General features: G+C 58.8%; 15 protein-coding genes. 13 read left to right on the top strand and 2 right to left on the bottom strand.

Translation table 11 applies throughout. The features are described from left to right. Nucleotides 1–50: 50 nt before the first annotated feature. Nucleotides 51–944: a LysR family transcriptional regulator gene (locus ACNSPV_RS01980; protein ID WP_339396017.1), complete on the bottom strand. Its 894-nt coding sequence runs from the start codon at nucleotides 942–944 to the stop codon at nucleotides 51–53. A 209-nt stretch (nucleotides 945–1,153) separates the two neighbouring features. Between ACNSPV_RS01980 and ACNSPV_RS01975 the strand changes: the two genes are divergently transcribed. From ACNSPV_RS01975 to ACNSPV_RS01915, 13 genes are all read left to right on the top strand, one after another. Further along, nucleotides 1,154–2,374 (top strand): dicarboxylate/amino acid:cation symporter, encoded by a 1,221-nt coding sequence (locus ACNSPV_RS01975; protein WP_348584797.1) that lies wholly within the window; start codon nucleotides 1,154–1,156, stop codon nucleotides 2,372–2,374. 41 nt (nucleotides 2,375–2,415) lie between these two features. Next, the gene (gene sdaAB, locus ACNSPV_RS01970) at nucleotides 2,416–3,084 is read left to right on the top strand and encodes an L-serine ammonia-lyase, iron-sulfur-dependent subunit beta (protein ID WP_154256401.1); all 669 of its coding nucleotides are present in this window, start codon (nucleotides 2,416–2,418) and stop codon (nucleotides 3,082–3,084) included. 19 nt (nucleotides 3,085–3,103) lie between these two features. Then, on the top strand, nucleotides 3,104–3,979 hold the full coding sequence (gene sdaAA / locus ACNSPV_RS01965) for an L-serine ammonia-lyase, iron-sulfur-dependent, subunit alpha (RefSeq protein ID WP_348585167.1): 876 nt from the start codon (nucleotides 3,104–3,106) through the stop codon (nucleotides 3,977–3,979). 231 nt (nucleotides 3,980–4,210) lie between these two features. Beyond that, the gene (gene nagB / locus ACNSPV_RS01960; protein WP_348584798.1) at nucleotides 4,211–4,939 is read left to right on the top strand and encodes a glucosamine-6-phosphate deaminase; all 729 of its coding nucleotides are present in this window, start codon (nucleotides 4,211–4,213) and stop codon (nucleotides 4,937–4,939) included. A gap of 122 nt (nucleotides 4,940–5,061) precedes the next feature. After that, entirely contained in the window at nucleotides 5,062–6,828 is a 1,767-nt protein-coding gene (locus ACNSPV_RS01955; protein ID WP_348584799.1) for a tyrosine-protein phosphatase, read from the top strand. 142 nt (nucleotides 6,829–6,970) lie between these two features. Further along, nucleotides 6,971–7,495: a twin-arginine translocation signal domain-containing protein gene (locus tag ACNSPV_RS01950; RefSeq protein WP_418268289.1), complete on the top strand. Its 525-nt coding sequence runs from the start codon at nucleotides 6,971–6,973 to the stop codon at nucleotides 7,493–7,495. Between the two features lie 391 nt (nucleotides 7,496–7,886). After that, nucleotides 7,887–9,461: a ribonuclease Y gene (rny, locus tag ACNSPV_RS01945; protein WP_249237536.1), complete on the top strand. Its 1,575-nt coding sequence runs from the start codon at nucleotides 7,887–7,889 to the stop codon at nucleotides 9,459–9,461. Between the two features lie 126 nt (nucleotides 9,462–9,587). Further along, on the top strand, nucleotides 9,588–10,121 hold the full coding sequence (locus ACNSPV_RS01940) for a hypothetical protein (RefSeq protein WP_348584801.1): 534 nt from the start codon (nucleotides 9,588–9,590) through the stop codon (nucleotides 10,119–10,121). A gap of 428 nt (nucleotides 10,122–10,549) precedes the next feature. After that, entirely contained in the window at nucleotides 10,550–12,247 is a 1,698-nt protein-coding gene (locus ACNSPV_RS01935; RefSeq protein WP_348584802.1) for a peptide ABC transporter substrate-binding protein, read from the top strand. 163 nt (nucleotides 12,248–12,410) lie between these two features. Continuing rightward, complete coding sequence (locus tag ACNSPV_RS01930; RefSeq protein ID WP_005936865.1) at nucleotides 12,411–13,346, top strand: ABC transporter permease; 936 nt, start codon at nucleotides 12,411–12,413, stop codon at nucleotides 13,344–13,346. A gap of 1 nt (nucleotide 13,347) precedes the next feature. Further along, nucleotides 13,348–14,451: an ABC transporter permease gene (locus ACNSPV_RS01925; protein WP_097780984.1), complete on the top strand. Its 1,104-nt coding sequence runs from the start codon at nucleotides 13,348–13,350 to the stop codon at nucleotides 14,449–14,451. Between the two features lie 13 nt (nucleotides 14,452–14,464). Then, nucleotides 14,465–15,562 (top strand): ABC transporter ATP-binding protein, encoded by a 1,098-nt coding sequence (locus ACNSPV_RS01920; protein WP_348584803.1) that lies wholly within the window; start codon nucleotides 14,465–14,467, stop codon nucleotides 15,560–15,562. Beyond that, entirely contained in the window at nucleotides 15,563–16,495 is a 933-nt protein-coding gene (locus ACNSPV_RS01915) for an ABC transporter ATP-binding protein (protein ID WP_249237533.1), read from the top strand. Between the two features lie 355 nt (nucleotides 16,496–16,850). Here the strand turns inward: ACNSPV_RS01915 and ACNSPV_RS01910 are convergent, their stop codons facing one another. Continuing rightward, nucleotides 16,851–17,720 (bottom strand): patatin family protein, encoded by an 870-nt coding sequence (locus ACNSPV_RS01910; RefSeq protein ID WP_348584804.1) that lies wholly within the window; start codon nucleotides 17,718–17,720, stop codon nucleotides 16,851–16,853. Nucleotides 17,721–17,796: the final 76 nt, after the last annotated feature.

The following is a 17,796-nucleotide window of genomic DNA, read 5'->3' as shown; positions in this document are numbered from 1 at the left end:
ACAGCAGACCCCCGGGCGGTGAACCGCCCGGGGGTCTGCTGCTTTCTGTATTATAAAAGAGGCAGGTCCGGCCCGGAGGCCAGCTGGATAAAGGCGTCCATTTCCCGGGTGCAGCATTTATCCTTGTGGTAGAACATCTGGCGGTACATGGTCAACCGGAAGTCCGACACCTCCAGAATGCGCAGATCTCCTCTGGACGCAGGCTCGGCCACAGCGAAGCGCGGCAGCAGGGAAATGCCGGAGGAGCGCTCCAGCATCTTGATGATAAAGGAGGTATCGCTGATCTCAAGGCTGGGGGTCAGCTCGATCTGGCGGGAAGCCAGAAACCGGTCAAAGGTGCGGCGGTAGTTGGCATTGCGTTCGGTGAGGAAAAAGGGCTTGTCCAGAAGCTCTGCCACCCGGTAGGGCCCGGGGTGGCCCAGATCGATGTCCGGCGACGCCGCAAACACCACTTCTTCCGGGATCTCGTTGCATTTGTGCCAGCTGTTGGAGTAGCGGGGCTCGTCCAGAATGCAGATCAGGTCCACCTGACCGCGCTCCATTTTTTCAATGAGCTCTTCCGGGGAGCCGGTAGTGATCCGCAGGCTGACCTTGGGGTGCTCCAGCCGGAACTGATGCATCAGGCCGGGCAGACGGAAAAAGCAGAGGGATTCCAGTGTGCCGATATGCAGGCAGCCCTCCAGCTCGGCGTCCTCGCTCAAGGCGCGGCGGGCGTTGTGGATGGTGTCCAGAATGCTGTTGGCGTATTCCAGAAAGCACTGGCCCTGTGCGGTCAGGATCACCCGCTTGCCCATGCGGTCGAACAGGCGCACGCCCAGCTCTTCTTCCAGCGCCTTGATCTGCACGGTAACGGCAGACTGGGAATAGCCCAGACTTTCCGCTGCCTTGGAAAAGCTCTGGAACTGGGCGGCACGGATCAGGGTGTTCAGCTGGCGCACTTCCATGACAAAGCTCCTTTGCTATTAAGATTTTTAAACTATAACTTTATTTTTATGAATTTGAATCATGCGTATGTCTATGTTAAACTAAATGTGTCAACACGTCAAGTAAAAATTTGACGTTTCGTGAAAGGCTGGCCGTGCGGGCTGCGGTGGAGAGAGCGCTGTCAGGTGCCGCACAAAGGTCAGAATAGGAAAAGGAGGATTTTATTCTTATGGAAAAGAAAAAATTCAAGCTCGGACTGCTGCCGAAGCTGCTCATCGCCATCGTGCTGGGCATCATCATCGGCCAGTTCTTCCCGGTGTGGTTCTGCCGGGTCGTCGTCACGGCATCCAGCATCTTCAGCTCGTTCCTGAAGTTCATCATCCCGCTGATGATCGTGGCCTACGTCACCATGGGCATTGCCGACCTGAAGAGCGGCGCAGGCAAGCTGCTGCTCATCACGGTGGCTCTGGCCTACGGCTCCACCCTGATCGCAGGCTCGGCATCCTATCTGGTGTCTGCAAGCCTGTTCCCCAGCTTCATGAGCGAAGGCGCTCTGGAACAGATCGCCGCCACGGCTGACAACTCTCTGGCCAGCTACATCTCCATCTCCATCCCTCCGCTGCTGGACACCCTGTCTGCCGTGGTGCTGGCCTTCGTGCTGGGCCTGTGCATGTCCACCTTGCGCGGCAAGACCATCGGTGATACACTTTATAATAGCATGAAGGACTTCTCCGGCATCATTGATCAGGTGCTGCACAGCGTCATCATCCCGCTGCTGCCCCTGTACGTCTGCGGTACCTTCATCGACATGACTAAGTCCGGCAAGACCTACGCCATTCTGGGCATCCTGTGGAAGGTGTTCCTGGTGGTCATCATCATGCATCTGGTCTGCATCTTCCTGCAGTTCTGCGTTGCAGGCGCTGTGAGCCACAAGAGCCCCTTCAAGATGATCCGCAACCAGATCCCCGGTTACACCACCGCTCTGGGCACTCAGTCCTCTGCAGCCACCATCCCGGTCAACCTGCAGTGCGCTGCGGCTGATGGCGTGAGCGAGCAGATCCGCAACTTCGTGGTGCCTCTGTGCGCCAACATCCACATGGCAGGCTCCATGATCACCATTACCGCCTGCGCAACTGCCGTCTGCCTGATGAACCAGCTGCCCATCAGCCTTGCTACCGTGGTGCCCTTCATCATGACGCTGGGCGTTGCCATGGTGGCTTCTCCCGGTGCTCCCGGCGGCTCCATCATGACCGCTCTGCCCTTCCTGTACATGATCTTTGGCGCTGAGGCCGGTGACCCCAATGGCCCCATCTGCGCCATCATGGTGGCTCTGTACATCACGCAGGATTCCTTCGGCACTGCCTGCAACGTCTCTGGCGACAACGCCATCGGCGTTATCGTGGAGACCATCTACCAGAAGTTCATCAACAAGAGCAGCGCAAGCGTCTGATGCGCGGCGCGCGGTTCTTGACCTGACAGGAGTGACACCCCATGGCATTTATCAGTGTTTTTGATGTTCTGGGCCCGAACATGATCGGCCCTTCCAGCTCCCACACCGCAGGCGCGGAGATCATCGCCTTTCTGGCACAGAAGATGATCGCCCCGCCGCTGAAGCGGGCGGACTTTACCCTCTACGGTTCCTTTGCCAAGACCTACCACGGCCACGGCACCGACCGCGCCCTGCTGGGCGGCATCATGGGATTTTCGGCCGATGATACCCGCATCCGGGATTCCTTTGCCATTGCCACCGACCGCGGCCTTGGCTACAGCTTCACCCCCAATGAGGTGGAGACCGATATCCACCCCAACACGGTGGATATCCGCATGGAGAATGCGGCCGGTCAGGTAATGACCGTGCGCGGTGAATCGCTGGGCGGCGGCAAGGTGCGCATCGTGCGGATCAACGGCGTGGAGGTGGACTTTACCGGCGAGTACAATGCCCTCATCGTGGTGCAGAAGGACAAGCCCGGCGTGGTGGCGCATATCTCAAAGATCCTCAGCGACCGCGGCGTGAATATCGCATTCATGCGTCTGTTCCGCGAGGGAAAGGGACACACGGCTTACACCATCGTGGAGTCGGATGAGCGCCTGCCCGAGGGTGTGGATCAGCTGCTGCTGGCAAACCCGAACATCAACGATGTAATGGTCGTGCAGCCGTAAGGAGGGACGAGCGATGAACATGGATTTCAAGTCCGCCAAGGAGCTGCTGGACCTGTGCGAGGAAAACCAACTGCCCATTTCGGAAGTGATGCGCCAGCGGGAATGCATTCTGGGCGAAGTGCCCCGGGATGCTGTGGATCACCGCATGGCAAAGGCATGGGAGATCATGCGCGCTTCTGCCACCCAGCCGCTGAAAAAGCCCATCAAATCCATGGGCGGGCTCATTGGCGGCGAGGCCAAAAAGCTGGAAACACATTATAATAAGAAGAAAAACATCTGCGGCGATGTGCTGCAGAAGGCCATGACCTACGCCATGGCCGTGCTGGAAGTGAACGCTTCCATGGGCCTGATCGTGGCTGCACCCACCGCAGGTTTTGCAGGCGTGGTGCCGGGCATGATGCTGGCGCTGCAGGAGTGCTACCGCATCTCCGACCAGCGCATCGTGGATGCCCTGTTCAACGCCGGTGCCGTGGGCTATCTTGCCATGCGCAACGCCACCGTGGCCGGTGCCGTGGGCGGCTGTCAGGCCGAGGTGGGCATTGCGTCCGCCATGGCTGCTTCTGCCGCCGTGGAGCTGATGGGCGGCGACCCGCAGCAGTGTCTGGATGCGGCTTCCACCGTGCTGATGAACATGCTGGGCCTTGTGTGCGACCCCGTAGGCGGGCTGGTGGAGTACCCCTGCCAGAACCGCAACGCTGCCGGTGTGGCCAACGCCCTCATTGCAGCGGAACTGTCCCTGAGCGGCATCCGCCAGCTGATCCCCTTCGACCAGATGCTGGACGCCATGTACGCCGTGGGCAAGCGCCTGCCTGCCGAGCTGCGCGAGACCGCCCTTGGCGGCTGTGCCGCCACCCCCGCCGCCTGTGCCGCCTGCGGCCTGTGCAGCGGAAACTGATCTTTCAACATGCAGCGCCGCCGGTGTGGAAACGCCCGGCGGCGTTTTTGCGCATTCATGACCGGAAATGCCGGCCCAAAGGGTGGAACTTTGCATCTTTTTGTGCAAACACGCCGAAAAGATGGCCGGGATGACTGGCGCTTGTCTGCGAAATGTGATAAACTAAATGCAGAAGTGCTCTGCGCAGCCCGTGCAGAGCGGCAAAAAAGATGATAAGTGAGGTCGTTTGTGATGAAGATCATTCGTGCAAAAGATTATGCGGATATGTCCCGCAAGGCAGCCAATATCATTTCGGCACAGGTCATTATGAAGCCCAACTGCGTGCTGGGTCTGGCGACCGGCGGCACCCCCGTGGGCGCGTATGCACAGCTGGTGGACTGGTACAACAAAGGCGATTTGGATTTCTCCGAGGTCACTACTGTCAATCTGGATGAGTACCGCGGCCTGCCCAAGGAGCACCCCCAGAGCTACTGGTATTTCATGAACGAGAACCTGTTCAGCAAGGTGAATATCGACCCGGCCAAGACCAACCTGCCGGACGGCACCAATCTGGACACTGCCGCCGAGTGTGCCCGCTACAATGGCATCATCCACAAGCTGGGCGGCATCGACCTGCAGCTGCTGGGCATCGGCCCCAATGGTCATATCGGCTTCAATGAGCCGGGCGAAGCCTTTGAGCTGGAGACCCACTGTGTGGACCTTGCGCCCACTACCATCGAAGCCAACAAGCGCTTCTTTGACGGCAACGAGGCCCTTGTCCCCAAACAGGCATACACCATGGGCATCAAGACCATCATGCAGGCACGCAAGGTGCTGGTGGTAGCCAACGGTAAAGCCAAGGCACAGGCCGTCAAGGACGCCGTGACCGGCCCTGTGACCCCTGCCTGCCCCGGCAGCATCCTGCAGCTGCATCCGGACTGCGTCCTTGTGGCAGACGAGGAAGCACTGAGCCTGATCTGATCGTTCCGCGCTCTGACTGCCGCACGGTGCAATGCCGTGCGGCAGTTTTTTGCTGCCAACGGCTTTACAATCGCGTAAAAAGGCGGTATTCTTTATACGATACTTTTCTCAGGGAGGAAACCATGGATATCCGCCAGCTGCACTACTTTCTGGTATTGTGCGATGAAATGAATTACAGCCGCGCGGCACAGCGGCTGTTTTTGTCACGGCAAGCACTGCGGCAGAGCATCTCTGCGCTGGAAGCCGAGCTGTGCGGGCCGCTGTTCCTCAGCGCCCACCACAGGCTCACCCTTACCGACCGCGGCATGAGCCTGCAGCGCCATGCCGCGCCGGTGGTGGAGCAGTTCCAGCAGATGCAGGCATCCCTGCGGGCCGAGATCCAGTCGGCACAGCCGGTACGCATCGGCATCAGCGTGTCGCTGGTGCCGGACTACCTGCCCGGGCTGGAGACCCAGCTGGACAAGTTCCGCCAGCAGTACCCCCATGTGGAGATGCGCTTCCGCATGATGGACAACGATGCGGTGGCGGACGATGTGGAGCAGGGGGAGCTGGACGCGGGTCTGGTCATCGATCTGGGCTGCGCTGCGCCGGTGCTGGCCCGCACCACCCTGCGGGCAGACCCCGCCTGCCTGCTGGTGCCCCGGGGGCACGCGTTCTGGGATAAGGAGAGCATCCCGCTGGCAGAGCTGCGGGGTCAGCGGGTGCTGCTGCCCAGCCTGCGGCAGGATCTGTTCAGCCCGCTGTGGTCGGCCTGCGCCCGGGCGGGCTTTGCGCCGAATGCGGAGATCGGCCCCAGCTTCTATCAGGCCTATTACCTTGTGCAGGAGCAGCTGTGCACCTGTCTGACCCGCTACGAGCCGGGTGCCCGGCGGGAGCTGGACCGCGTGCGGGATGTGCTGCTGGAAGACCTGCCCCCGCTGTGCGTCTCTCTGGTGCAGCGGCGGGATCATTCCTCTGCCTACATCGACCTGCTGCGCGGCTACCTGATGGAGATGCTGGGTGGTTCGGCCAGCCTGCCGCCCCGCCGCGGACGGCCCGCAAAGCCGTTCTACAACTTCCCGGTGCTGTCCAGCGCTGCGGCAAAGGCTGCACCGGCCCACCCGGTGCCCGGCACCCAGCTGGACTTTGCCGGCGGCACCAACTTCCGGGAGCTGGGCGGCTATGAAGCCGACGAGGGCAAGCATGTGAAGTGGGGCCAGATCTGGCGCGGTATCCCTACTTGCAAGCTCACCGGGGAGGCCGACCGCGCGAAGCTGGATGCGCTGGGCCTGCGCCTGATCCTTGATCTGCGCAGCACGGAAGAGGCCCGCAGAGAGCCGGACTATGTGCCGGACGGCGCACGGCTGGTGCAGATCTGCGGCCTGTGCGCCGAGGATGGCCGCGAGATCTCCTTTGCGCCGGATGACATCGCCGCCCTGATGAATGGCCGCAAGGAGAACCCGGACGGCAGCTTTTTTGTGGAGACCATGTACGAGCGGATGCTGTTTGGCAATAAGGCTTTCAAGGAGCTGTTCCGCGCACTGGAAGCGGGCGAGACCCCCATCCTGTTCCACTGCTCGGCAGGAAAGGACCGCACCGGCGTGGCGGCCATGCTCATCCTGCTGGCACTGGGCGCGTCGGATGAGACCATCTGCGCGGACTATGAGCGCACGAACCTCTGCCGCAAGGCGGAGATCGAAGCACGCCTGGCAGCCCACGCCGATGAGATCGCCAGAGACCCCCGCCGCGAGAACTTCCACCGCAGTGCGGCGGGCGTCAGCCCGGAGGCAGCCCCCTTTGTGCTGCGCACCATCCGCGCAAAATACGGCAGCGCAGAAAATTATCTGGAAGCCGAATACGGCCTGACCCCGGCGCGCCTGATGCGGCTGCGCAGGATGTATCTGGAATAATATTTTTTGTTGTATATCGTGAGAAACCGGCATGGAAATCTTGAATTTCATGCCGGTTTCTGCTATTCTGTGAATCACAAAAGACATTTTCCTGCAGAAACGGCGCTTTTACGGCGCACAAAGGAGAAACTGACGATGAAACATACCCCCCCCCCGTAAGATCTCCCGCAGAACATTCCTGAAAACCGGTGCGGTTGCCGCAGCGGTCATGGCCTGCGCCGGTGCACTGAGCGCCTGCTGGGTACCGGTGGACGGTAATAGCGATATCGTGGTGACCGAAAAGATCAAAACGATCGAGGGCGTGAAATATACGATGTCGGTCGACATCATCACAGGTATAAACTTTAACCTGAATGCAGAAGCCGGAGAGGGCGTGGCTGCACCGATTTTTGATGAGAATAAGTTCAGCGTATCGTTCTATAGCGATAAAAAGAAAGGATACTATATTCAGGACGCAAAAGCTGATAGCTTTACTTTTAATAAGGAAAACGGTTCCTGCTGGGGCCGCGTATCTTCGAGCACAGTAGAGAATGCAGCCGGAATCGGCTTTGTCGATTCTGACTTTACCACGAATGACCGGGTCGAGGTGAAGTATCAGCTCGCCCCGGGAAAGAACATCATCTGGAAGATCGGGCTGGAAAGCACAGCAACTACCAGCGCGCGGTAAAAATCACGACCCGGCCCGGGCGGCGATGCCCGGGCCGGGCATTTTTGTTTTTCTGTACAAAATATTGCACGCGGGACAGGCTTTTCCTCTTGACAAGCGGGCAAATGTTTCGTACTATAAATAGTAGTATGGAATAAAAGACGCTGTGTGCAGGTCGTTCCCGTGACGCGTGTCCCTTACAGGCAGAGCCTGCCTGTTTTTATATAAGATAGAACCGTAGATAGAAAAGCTTGCAGCCTGTTCGTGCGGCATTTGCCGTGCGTGTGGTCTTGTTGCCACTTTTTGCATTGAAAGCTCACTTATAAAAAATGTTTGCAGCCTACACCTGCCCTACAGCGTCTCCTGCTTATGATTCAGAATTTTGAATTTTAACAAAGGAGAGTGAAATGCGATGTCCACGATCATCTGGATCGTGATCTTGATCGTCGCGCTTGCTGCGGGCATCGGTGCAGGCTATTTTATTGGTTACAACAACCGTAAAAAGACCGCCGAAGCCCAGATCGGCAGCGCGGAAGCCGAGGCCACCCGTCTGGTGAACGAAGCGATCAAGACCGCAGAACAGAAGCGCAAGGAAGCGGTTCTGGAAGCAAAGGACGAGGCCTTCAAGCTGAAGGCCGAGGTGGATGCCCAGAAGGCAGAAGCCGACAAGGAGATCAAACAGCGCCGTGCGGAGATCAGCCGTCAGGAGAACCGCATCGACCAGAAGGAGACCGCCCTCGACCGCAAGACCGAGGCGCTGGAACGCAAGGAAGAAGAGCTGAAAAAGCGTTCCGCTGAGGCCGAAGAGCGTCTGGCGGAGATCGACGCCCTGCGTGCCAAGGAGATGGAGCGTCTGGAAACGCTGGCCGGTCTGAGCCAGGAGGATGCCCGCGAAGTGCTGTTGCACAAGGTGGACGAGGAGCTGACCCACGAAAAGGCAGTGCGCGTTGCCGCCTATGAGACCGACCTGAAGGAGAACTGCGACAACATTGCACGCAACCTGATCGGTCAGGCCGTCAGCCGCTGCGCTGCCGACCACTGCAGCGAGACCACCGTCAGCGTGGTGCCGCTGCCCAGCGACGAAATGAAGGGCCGCATCATCGGCCGCGAGGGCCGCAACATCCGTGCGCTGGAAACGGCTACCGGTGTGGACCTGATCATCGACGATACCCCGGAGGCCATCACCCTGTCCTCCTTCGACCAGACCCGCCGCGAGGTTGCCCGCATGACGCTGGAACGACTGATCGGCGATGGCCGCATCCACCCCGCCCGCATTGAGGAGACGGTGGAAAAGTGCCGCCACGATCTGGAGCTGCAGATGAAGCGCGAGGGCGAGCGTGCCGTGATGGAGCTGGGCATCCATGGCCTGCACCCCGACCTCATCAAGCTGATCGGCCGACTGAAGTACCGCACCAGCTTTGGCCAGAACGCCCTGACCCACAGCATGGAGGTGGCATGGGTGGCCGGTCTGCTGGCAGGCGAAATGGGTGTGAATGTGACCATGGCACGCCGTGCCGGTCTGCTGCATGATATCGGCAAGGCACTGGATCACGAGATCGAGGGCAGCCATGTGCAGATCGGTGTGGATATCTGCCGCAAGTATAAGGAAAATACCCAGATCATCCATGCCATTGAGGCCCACCACGGCGACGTGGAGCCCAAGACCCCGCTGGCCTTCATCATTCAGGCTGCCGACGCCATCAGCGCTGCACGCCCGGGTGCCCGCCGCGAGAATGTGGAAAGCTACGTCAAGCGTCTGGAAAATCTGGAGGAGATCTCTTCCAGCTTTGAGGGTGTGGAGCAGGCCTTTGCCGTGCAGGCAGGCCGCGAAGTGCGCATCATGGTAAAGCCTGACGTCATCAGCGACGATCAGGTGATCCTGCTGGCACGCTCCATTGCCAAGAAGATCGAGGATACGCTGGATTACCCCGGCCAGATCAAGGTCAACGTCATCCGCGAGAGCCGCGCTGTGGAATACGCAAAATAAAGATTTGGGATCAGAGGGCCGCTGTACGATTGGGTGCAGCGGCCCTTTTTGCTGCGGAAAGCACTTGCGATCCGGCTGCAAAAAGGGTATCATGGAGAAAAACAGCTCGAAAGGGGAGACCACCGCATGAAACACACAAGGATGATCCTGACGGCGCTGATGGCGGCGGCACTGGCGCTGGCTGTGCTGGCCGGATGCAGCAGCGTGCTGGCAGGTACGGTGCACGAGGATACGGAGCAGGCCGCGGCCCTGATGAAGGAGATCGACACCGGTCTTGCCTACAGCACAGAGCTGGAAGCTTCGGCCAGCCGTCTGGCAGAATGGCTGGTGGAAGAACCCGGACAGCTGGGCACCCAGTCCGGCCTGCTTGCCCGCAAGGTGGAGCTGACAGCGGACTCCGGCAACATGACGGATACGGACCTGAATTCTTTTATCGATCATTCCAGCATATCCTCCAACATCTGGGTCAATATCCCCATCAGCGTGACCATCGGCCTTGTGCTGGATAACCAGAGCCGGGCCTTTACCGGCTACCTGTATGCACCGGCTGCCGGTCAGGCTGCCCGGAGCCTGAGCCGCTGCGCGGCAGGCTGCAGCCGGATGGGCGCTGTGTTCATCCAGTACGGCGGCGAGACCTATGTGGTGGCGCTGTTTGCGTAAAGAATAAAAGCTGATTTCCCTGCCGGAACCATGGGCCCCGGCAGGGATTTTTTGTGCTCTGCATGTGGACAGGAAAAACCGCAGAAGGCTGTTTTATGCGCAGAAAACACGAATAAACAGATGAAAATTCTTCATTTGTTTGCCTGAAAAACACAAAAAACTCATGTTTTCATGAAACTGTATTTTCTGGGAATACACCGCATCTTCAAATCTGCACAAAAATAAAAACATATTTTTCACTGACCATTGGTCAAAGCACAGAAAAACAGCCGGAAGCCTTTCTTTTTTAGGCGGAACAGCGTATAATGCGGGTATCGCACAAAGGTGTGCAAGGCTCCGGAGGAGGAGTATAAAAACCTTTGTGCATTTTTTAGAACTTACTGCTTTACCACAATAAAGCAATGAGGCATGAGAGAGAGGGAAAAAATATGAAATTCGATCGTCGTATTTCTCGCCGCAGCTTCCTGGCTGCTGCAGGCGTATCGGCTGCTGCACTGGCTCTGACTGCCTGCGGCGGCTCTTCCAGCACCGCTGCTTCCGGCTCCACCGCTGCTTCTGGTGCAGCCGCCTCTGCTGAGGGTGGTGTGCTGAACGTCATGCTGGAGACCGAAGTCCAGTCTCTGGACCCCCAGCTGGCTACCGACGGCACCTCCTTTGAGGTCATCGCCAACTACACCGACGGCCTGATGCAGATGGATGCGAACGGTGCAGCTGTGGAGGCTCTGGCAGAGAGCTATGAGCTGAGCGAGGACGGCAAGACCTACACCTTCCACCTGAAGGATGCAAAGTGGTCCAATGGCGATGCCGTTACCGCAGCCGACTTCGTGTTTGGCTGGCAGCGTGCTGTTGACCCCGCAAACGCATCCGAGTATGCCTACATGCTGAGCGATATCGGTCAGGTGGTCAACGCCGCCGACATCATTGCAGGCAGCAAGCCTGTCACCGATCTGGGCATCACCGCAGTGGACGACAAGACCCTGAAGGTGGAGCTGAATGTTCCGGTCAGCTACTTCCTGAGCCTGATGTACTTCCCCACCTTCTACCCCATGAACCAGAAGTTCTTTGAGAGCTGCGGCGATACCTACGGCACCAGCGCAGACACCGTGCTGTCCAACGGTGCATTCGTGCTGACCAGCTATGAGCCGGCCGCCACCGCTTTTGAGCTGGTGAAGAACGCCGACTACTACGATGCTGACCGCATTGCTCTGGACGGCCTGAACTATCAGGTCATCAAGGACAGCCAGCAGGCTCTGATGAGCTATCAGAACGGCGATCTGGATATCACTCTGCTGAACGGCGAGCAGGTGGAGCAGGTCAAGGACGACCCCGAGTTCACCAGCGTGGGCGCCGGCTACCTGTGGTACATCAGCCCCAACATGGATGCTGTGCCGGAGCTGGCAAACCTGAACCTGCGCCGTGCCATCACCTTTGCACTGGATCGTGATTCCATCACCAATGACGTGCTGAAGGACGGCTCTTCTCCCGCCTACACCGCAGTGCCCGCACAGTTCGCCACCGGCCCGGATGGCAGCGATTTCAGCGCCGACCAGACCAAGTTTGCAGAGTTCTGCGCATACGATCCCGACAAGGCTGCAGAGTACTACGAGCAGGCTAAGGCTGAGCTGGGCAAGGATTCCTTCTCCTTCACCATGGTCGTCGATGCCGACGATGCTCCCCAGAAGGTCGCTCAGGTCGTTCAGGAGCAGCTGCAGACCACTCTGCCCGGCTTTACTCTGGAGCTGAAGGTGGAGCCCAAGAAGCAGCGCGTGCAGGATATGCAGGACGGCAACTTTGAGATCGGCCTGACCCGCTGGGGCCCCGACTACGCCGATCCCATGACCTATCTGGGCATGTGGGTCACCGGCAACTCCAACAACTACGGTCTGTGGAGCGACGCTGACTACGATGCCATCATCGCAGAGTGCACCACCGGTGATCTGTGCACCGATCCCGAGGGCCGCTGGGAAGCCATGTATGACGCCGAGTCCATCGTGCTGGAGCAGGCCGCCATCTTCCCGCTGTATGGTCAGTGCAACGCCGAGATGATCTCTTCTGCCGTGACCGGCGTGGACTTCCACCCGGTTGCTCTGAACCGCGTCTACAAGGACGCAAAGAAGAGCGTCTGATCCTGATCGAGAACTGAAATGCCGCACAGTGGCAGCGTGATTGCCGCTGTGCGACTTTTTGGCTTTTGCACTGTCCGCGTGCGGCGCACGGCTGACCACGGCAGGCGGGAGCAGTTCTGCCCCGTGCGGGGCGGAGAAGAAACTTTAAGGGGGTCTACCCAACGTGAAAAAATACACGCTCAAGCGTATCATCACTTCGTTGTTTACGCTGCTGGCCATCCTGCTGGTGTTGTTCATCCTCATGCAGCTGATGCCCGGTTCGCCCTTCAACGATGAAAAGCTGACGCCGGAAATGCGCGCATCCCTGTACGCAAAGTACGGTCTGGATCAGCCCATTTATGTACAGTTCTTCCGCTATGTGACCAACATGCTGCGCGGTGACTTCGGCGTCAGCTACAATATCTCCAAGAACACGCCCATCTCCCAGCTGATCCAGTCCCGTCTGCCCATTTCCATCCGTGTGGGCGGCATGGCTGTTACACTGGGTGCCATCGTGGGCCTTGTGCTCGGCATCATTGCAGCCCTCAAGCGGGACACCATCTTCGACACTCTGGCCACCATTATCTCGGTCATTGGCGTGTCGGTGCCGTCTTACGTGATCGCACTGGCCCTGAGCTATACCTTTGGCTTCAAGCTCAAGTGGTTCCCCATGCTGTTCTCCGCAAAGGATGTGTTCGGCTCCAGTGTGCTGCCCAGCATCTCGCTGTCCATGTTCACCATGGCTTCCATTGCCCGCTTTACCCGCAGTGAAATGATCGAGGTTCTGGACTCCGATTATATGCTGCTGGCCGAGAGCAAGGGCATTTCCGGCCCGGCGCTGATCTTCCGCCACGCGCTGCGCAATGCGCTGATCCCCATTATCACCGTGCTGGCCCCGCTGATCGTGGACCTGATGACCGGCTCGCTGGTGGTGGAGAAGATCTTTGCCATTCCCGGTGTGGGCAGCCTGCTGGTGACGGCCATCCAGTCCAACGACTACAATGTGGTCATCAGCCTGAGCTTTATCTACAGCGCCATGTACATTGGCATCATGCTGGTCGTTGACCTGCTGTACGGCATCATCGACCCGCGCATCCGCTTGGCAAAGGGGGACGACTGATATGGCAGAAAAAGCGATTCACCTGGGCGGCGAAGCCACGGCTGATGCCATCGTCAGCGCAGTGGATACCATGTATTCCGAGCATACCTTCAACGAGAAGGACTTTGCGCTCAAGCATAACGACGCAGAGATCGCAATGGACTCGAACTTTGCCGCACAGAGCTTCTGGAAGGATGTGCGGGTGCGCTTCTTCCGCAAAAAGAGCGCGGTGCTCGGCCTGATCCTCGTGGTCTTTATCGTGCTGCTGGCGGCATTTGGCCCCGGCATGAACGAGTATACCTACTCCGGTCAGGAGCTGAGCCAGAAAAACTTTGCGCCCCGCGTGCAGGTGCTGGAAAACTTCGGCATCTTCAACGGTGACGAGAAAATGAGCACCACCACCGGTTCCAAGACGGTCAATGCCTATGTGGAAAAGGGCAAGGAGGATGTCTACTACTGGTTCGGCAGCGACACCTATGGCCGCGATATCTGGACCCGCACCTGGGAGGGTGCCCGCGTGTCCCTGATCATCGCGGTTGCCGCCGCCATCATCGATATGGTCATCGGCATGAGCTACGGCCTGATCTCCGGCTACTTTGGCGGCAAGGTGGATATGATGATGCAGCGTTTTCTGGAAGTTGCCAACGGCATTCCCCGTCTGGTGATCGTCACGCTGCTTTTGCTGGTGCTCAAGCCCGGCATGATCACCATTATCTTTGCCCTGATGCTCACCGAGTGGGTGGGCATGAGCCGCATTGCCCGCGCTGAGATGCTCAAGCTGAAGGATCAGGAGTTCGTGCTGGCTTCCCGCACGCTGGGCGCAGGCAGCTTCTTCATCATCTTCAAGGAAGTGCTGCCCAACATCATCGGACCCATCATCACGCAGGTCATGTTCAGCATCCCCACCGCAATTTTCACTGAGGCATTCCTGTCCTTTGTGGGTCTGGGCATCCCGGTGCCGCAGTGCTCGCTGGGTTCTCTGATCAGCGAGCTGTACAACAGCTTTACCACCCATCCCTATCAGATCATCCCGCCGATGGTGGTCATGAGTCTGCTGATGATGAGCTTCAACCTCGTGGCCGACGGCCTGCGCGAGGCTCTGGACCCCAAGATGAAGAGTATGTAAGGAGGAACACCCCATGCCTGAAAAGAAAAAAGAACAGGTCTTGTCGGTGCGAGACCTTGATATCACCTTTAAGACCACCGCAGGCCCGGTGCACGCCATCCGCGGCGTGAACATCGACCTGTACAAGGGCGAAACGGTGGCGCTGGTAGGCGAATCCGGTTCCGGCAAGTCCGTTACCATGAAGGCCGCCATGGGCATTCTGGCACAGAACGCCATTGTGAACAGCGGCTCCATCCAGTTCAGCTACCATCACGCCGACGGCAGCCCCGAGACGGTGAACCTGCTGCAGAAGGACAAAAAGTGGATCCGCCGCCACATCAACGGCAAGCGCATCGCCATGGTGTTTCAGGACCCCATGACCAGCCTTGACCCCACCATGCCCATCGGCAAGCAGATCATGGAGGGCATGCTGTGGCACTACAAGATGCCCAAGGATGCCGCCTACAAAAAGGCTGTGCAGCTGCTGGAAGAGGTGGGCATCACCGATGCCGAAAAGCGCATGAAGAGCTACCCGCACCAGCTGTCCGGCGGTATGCGCCAGCGTGTGGTCATTGCCATTGCACTGGCCTGCGACCCCGACCTGCTGATCTGCGACGAGCCCACCACGGCACTGGATGTGACCATTCAGGCCAAGATTCTGGAGCTGATCCGCAGCATCCAGCGTGAGCGCGGCATCTCGGTCATTTACATCACCCATGATCTGGGCGTTGTGGCAAAGGTGGCCGATTATGTGGACGTGATGTACGCAGGCAAGATCGTAGAGACCGGCACCATCGACGAGATCTTCTACGAGCCGCGCCACCCCTACACATGGGGCCTGCTTTCCGCCATGCCCGATCTGGACACCGCAGACGACCGTCTGTACACCATTCCGGGTTCGCCGCCGAACCTGCTGCATGAGAAGCAGGGCGATGCCTTTGCGCCGCGCAACCATTTTGCCCTGAACATCGACGACGAAGTGGACCCGCCCATGTTCAAGATCAGCGACACCCACTATGCAGCTACATGGCTGCTGGACCCCCGCGCACCCAAGGTGGACATGCCGCCTGAGCTTGCTCAGCGCATTGCCCGCATGCGTGCCGAGGCAGAAAAGATCAAGGAGGCGGAATAAATGGCAGGACAGAATGCTGCTCCGCTGCTGAAGGTCGAGGGCCTGAAGCAGTATTTCCGCGTGAGCAAGAGCTATACCGTCAAGGCTGTGGACAATGTCAGCTTTGAGATCTATCCCGGCGAGACCTATGGTCTGGTGGGCGAGTCCGGTTCCGGCAAGTCCACCATCGGCCGCAGCGTCATCCGCCTGTATGACCCCACTGCCGGCAAGATCACCTTTGAGGGGCAGGATATCAGCGGCAGGCTGAACCACAGCCAGAACAACACCCTGCGCACCCAGATGCAGATGATCTTTCAGGACCCCATGGCGTCCCTGAACCCCCGCAAAAAGGTGGAGGATATCATCGGCGAGGGTCTGGACATCCACCACATGTACAAGACCCGCGAAGAGCGCCGCGAAAAGGTGGAGAAAATTCTGGCCAAGGTGGGCCTTGCGCCCGAACATGCCGAGCGCTATCCCCACCAGTTCTCCGGCGGCCAGCGCCAGCGCGTGGGCATTGCCCGCGCCCTCATCATGAACCCCAAGCTCATCATCGCAGATGAGTGTATCTCGGCGCTGGATGTGTCCATTCAGGCACAGGTGGTCAACCTGATGAAGGATATCCAGCAGGAGACCGGCACGGCCTACCTGTTCATTGCGCACGACCTTTCCATGGTCAAGTACATTTCGGACCGCATCGGCGTGCTGCATCTGGGCCATCTGCTGGAGACGGGTACCACCGAAGAGATCTTCGAGAACCCCATCCATCCCTACACCCGCAGCCTGCTGTCGGCCATCCCGCTGCCGAACCCGGTGGTGGAAAAACGCCGCGTGGCTGAGACCTACGACTACGCATCTTCCGGCATCGACTACAATAAGGGCACCGATCACCTTGTGAGCGGCAGCCACTATGTCAAGTGCACCGACGAAGAGTTTGCAAAGTGGTGCAGATAAGAACAAAATGAGAAAGGCATCTGCAGCGCTGTTTCGTTGACCGAAACCACTGCAGATGCCTTTTGTTTGTCATGAACTGCATCCGACACTTTTTGACATTCCTACTGAAACGCCCCTTTTCCATTTTTTGCTCTGCCCGGCGGACACGTTTCCGCTGCGGCGGGCCGACTGATGTTTCCTATCCTCTGCTGCGGACCCCCTCTATCTGTCCGCAGCAGAACAACAAAATGCAAAAAAGCCCAGAGCGATACCGCTCCAGGTTCCTTTGTCTGTATGTACATATCATATTATAATGTCCGGGGCGGATATTATGTCCGGGGCGGATATTGTCAAGAGAAGTGAACGGGTTTCATCTCTAGGTACCCACCGATTCATCTTGTTTGGTGTTTTGCATCCACCGCACCAGCGCTTCGGCGTCCTGTTTGCCTTTGGCGTACATTTTTTCAAGGCCGGCGCGGTTCTTGGTCAGGGTGGACATTCCCTCGGTGCTGTCCGGGGCGATGATGCAGACAAGGCCCTGTCGCTCCAGCTCCCGCGCCCGCTGGACAGCCGTGTTGTACCGCCATGCCCGGCGGCGCAGCCCCTCGGCTGCAGCGGGGTAATGCGACTGCAGCAGGTGTGCCAGATGCTTGTCCCGGGCATCACTGCTCGCCAGCCCGATGGGCTTGGTCAGGATGAGAGCCACCCGGTCGCAGCCGTGGGCAAAGGCCCATTCCAGCGGGACGGGGTCGGCCAAGCCGCCATCAAAATAAGGTACGCCGTCGATGACGCAGGGCTGGTCGATGACCGGGATGCAGCAGGACGCCATGAGGATACGGTAGTCGTCCGGGTGGAGGTCTGCCTTGGTGAAATACTGCGCCTCGCCGTTCTGTGCATTAGCGGCCACCACGCAGAGCTCTGCCGGGCTGCGGGCAAGCGCCGCGTAATCCAGCGGATTCTCGCCGCCTGCATTGCTGAGGGTGCCGTAGACATAGCCCAGATCGAGATAGGAGTGCTTGCGGATGAGGTTGTGCACGCTCATGTACTCCCTGCGGAAGGAGTATTCATCGTAAAAGGGCTTATTCCGCCCATGCTGGCCTGCCAGATAGGACGTCATATTGGCGCTGCCCGCCGAAACGCCGATGCAGAGATCGAAGCGGAGGTCCTCCTCCAGGCAGCGGTCCAGCACGCCAGCGCCGTAAATGCCCCGCAGGCCGCCACCCACATCGATGACACCGTATTTCATGGTCTGTTCCTCCATCGTTTAATTCCATTTCCCTCCCAGTATAACGGGACGGCGGGAAATACTCATTGAGCAAACG

Origin of the sequence: Faecalibacterium sp. 3 (assembly GCF_048323735.1) — a bacterium.
GTDB lineage: Bacteria > Bacillota > Clostridia > Oscillospirales > Ruminococcaceae > Faecalibacterium > Faecalibacterium wellingii.
This window is presented reverse-complemented; position numbering and strand designations above follow the sequence as displayed.

Bases quoted from the DNA above. Each gene is read 5' to 3' on its own strand.
- nagB (WP_348584798.1), top strand. From the start codon at position 4,211: ATGAAGATCATTCGTGCAAAAGATTATGCGGATATGTCCCGCAAGGCA.
- ACNSPV_RS01940 (WP_348584801.1), top strand. From the start codon at position 9,588: ATGAAACACACAAGGATGATCCTGACGGCGCTGATGGCGGCGGCACTG.
- ACNSPV_RS01975 (WP_348584797.1), top strand. From the start codon at position 1,154: ATGGAAAAGAAAAAATTCAAGCTCGGACTGCTGCCGAAGCTGCTCATC.
- ACNSPV_RS01980 (WP_339396017.1), bottom strand. From the start codon at position 944: ATGGAAGTGCGCCAGCTGAACACCCTGATCCGTGCCGCCCAGTTCCAG.
- sdaAA (WP_348585167.1), top strand. From the start codon at position 3,104: ATGGATTTCAAGTCCGCCAAGGAGCTGCTGGACCTGTGCGAGGAAAAC.
- sdaAB (WP_154256401.1), top strand. From the start codon at position 2,416: ATGGCATTTATCAGTGTTTTTGATGTTCTGGGCCCGAACATGATCGGC.
- ACNSPV_RS01910 (WP_348584804.1), bottom strand. From the start codon at position 17,720: ATGAAATACGGTGTCATCGATGTGGGTGGCGGCCTGCGGGGCATTTAC.
- ACNSPV_RS01935 (WP_348584802.1), top strand. From the start codon at position 10,550: ATGAAATTCGATCGTCGTATTTCTCGCCGCAGCTTCCTGGCTGCTGCA.
- ACNSPV_RS01915 (WP_249237533.1), top strand. From the start codon at position 15,563: ATGGCAGGACAGAATGCTGCTCCGCTGCTGAAGGTCGAGGGCCTGAAG.
- ACNSPV_RS01925 (WP_097780984.1), top strand. From the start codon at position 13,348: ATGGCAGAAAAAGCGATTCACCTGGGCGGCGAAGCCACGGCTGATGCC.
- rny (WP_249237536.1), top strand. From the start codon at position 7,887: ATGTCCACGATCATCTGGATCGTGATCTTGATCGTCGCGCTTGCTGCG.
- ACNSPV_RS01955 (WP_348584799.1), top strand. From the start codon at position 5,062: ATGGATATCCGCCAGCTGCACTACTTTCTGGTATTGTGCGATGAAATG.
- ACNSPV_RS01920 (WP_348584803.1), top strand. From the start codon at position 14,465: ATGCCTGAAAAGAAAAAAGAACAGGTCTTGTCGGTGCGAGACCTTGAT.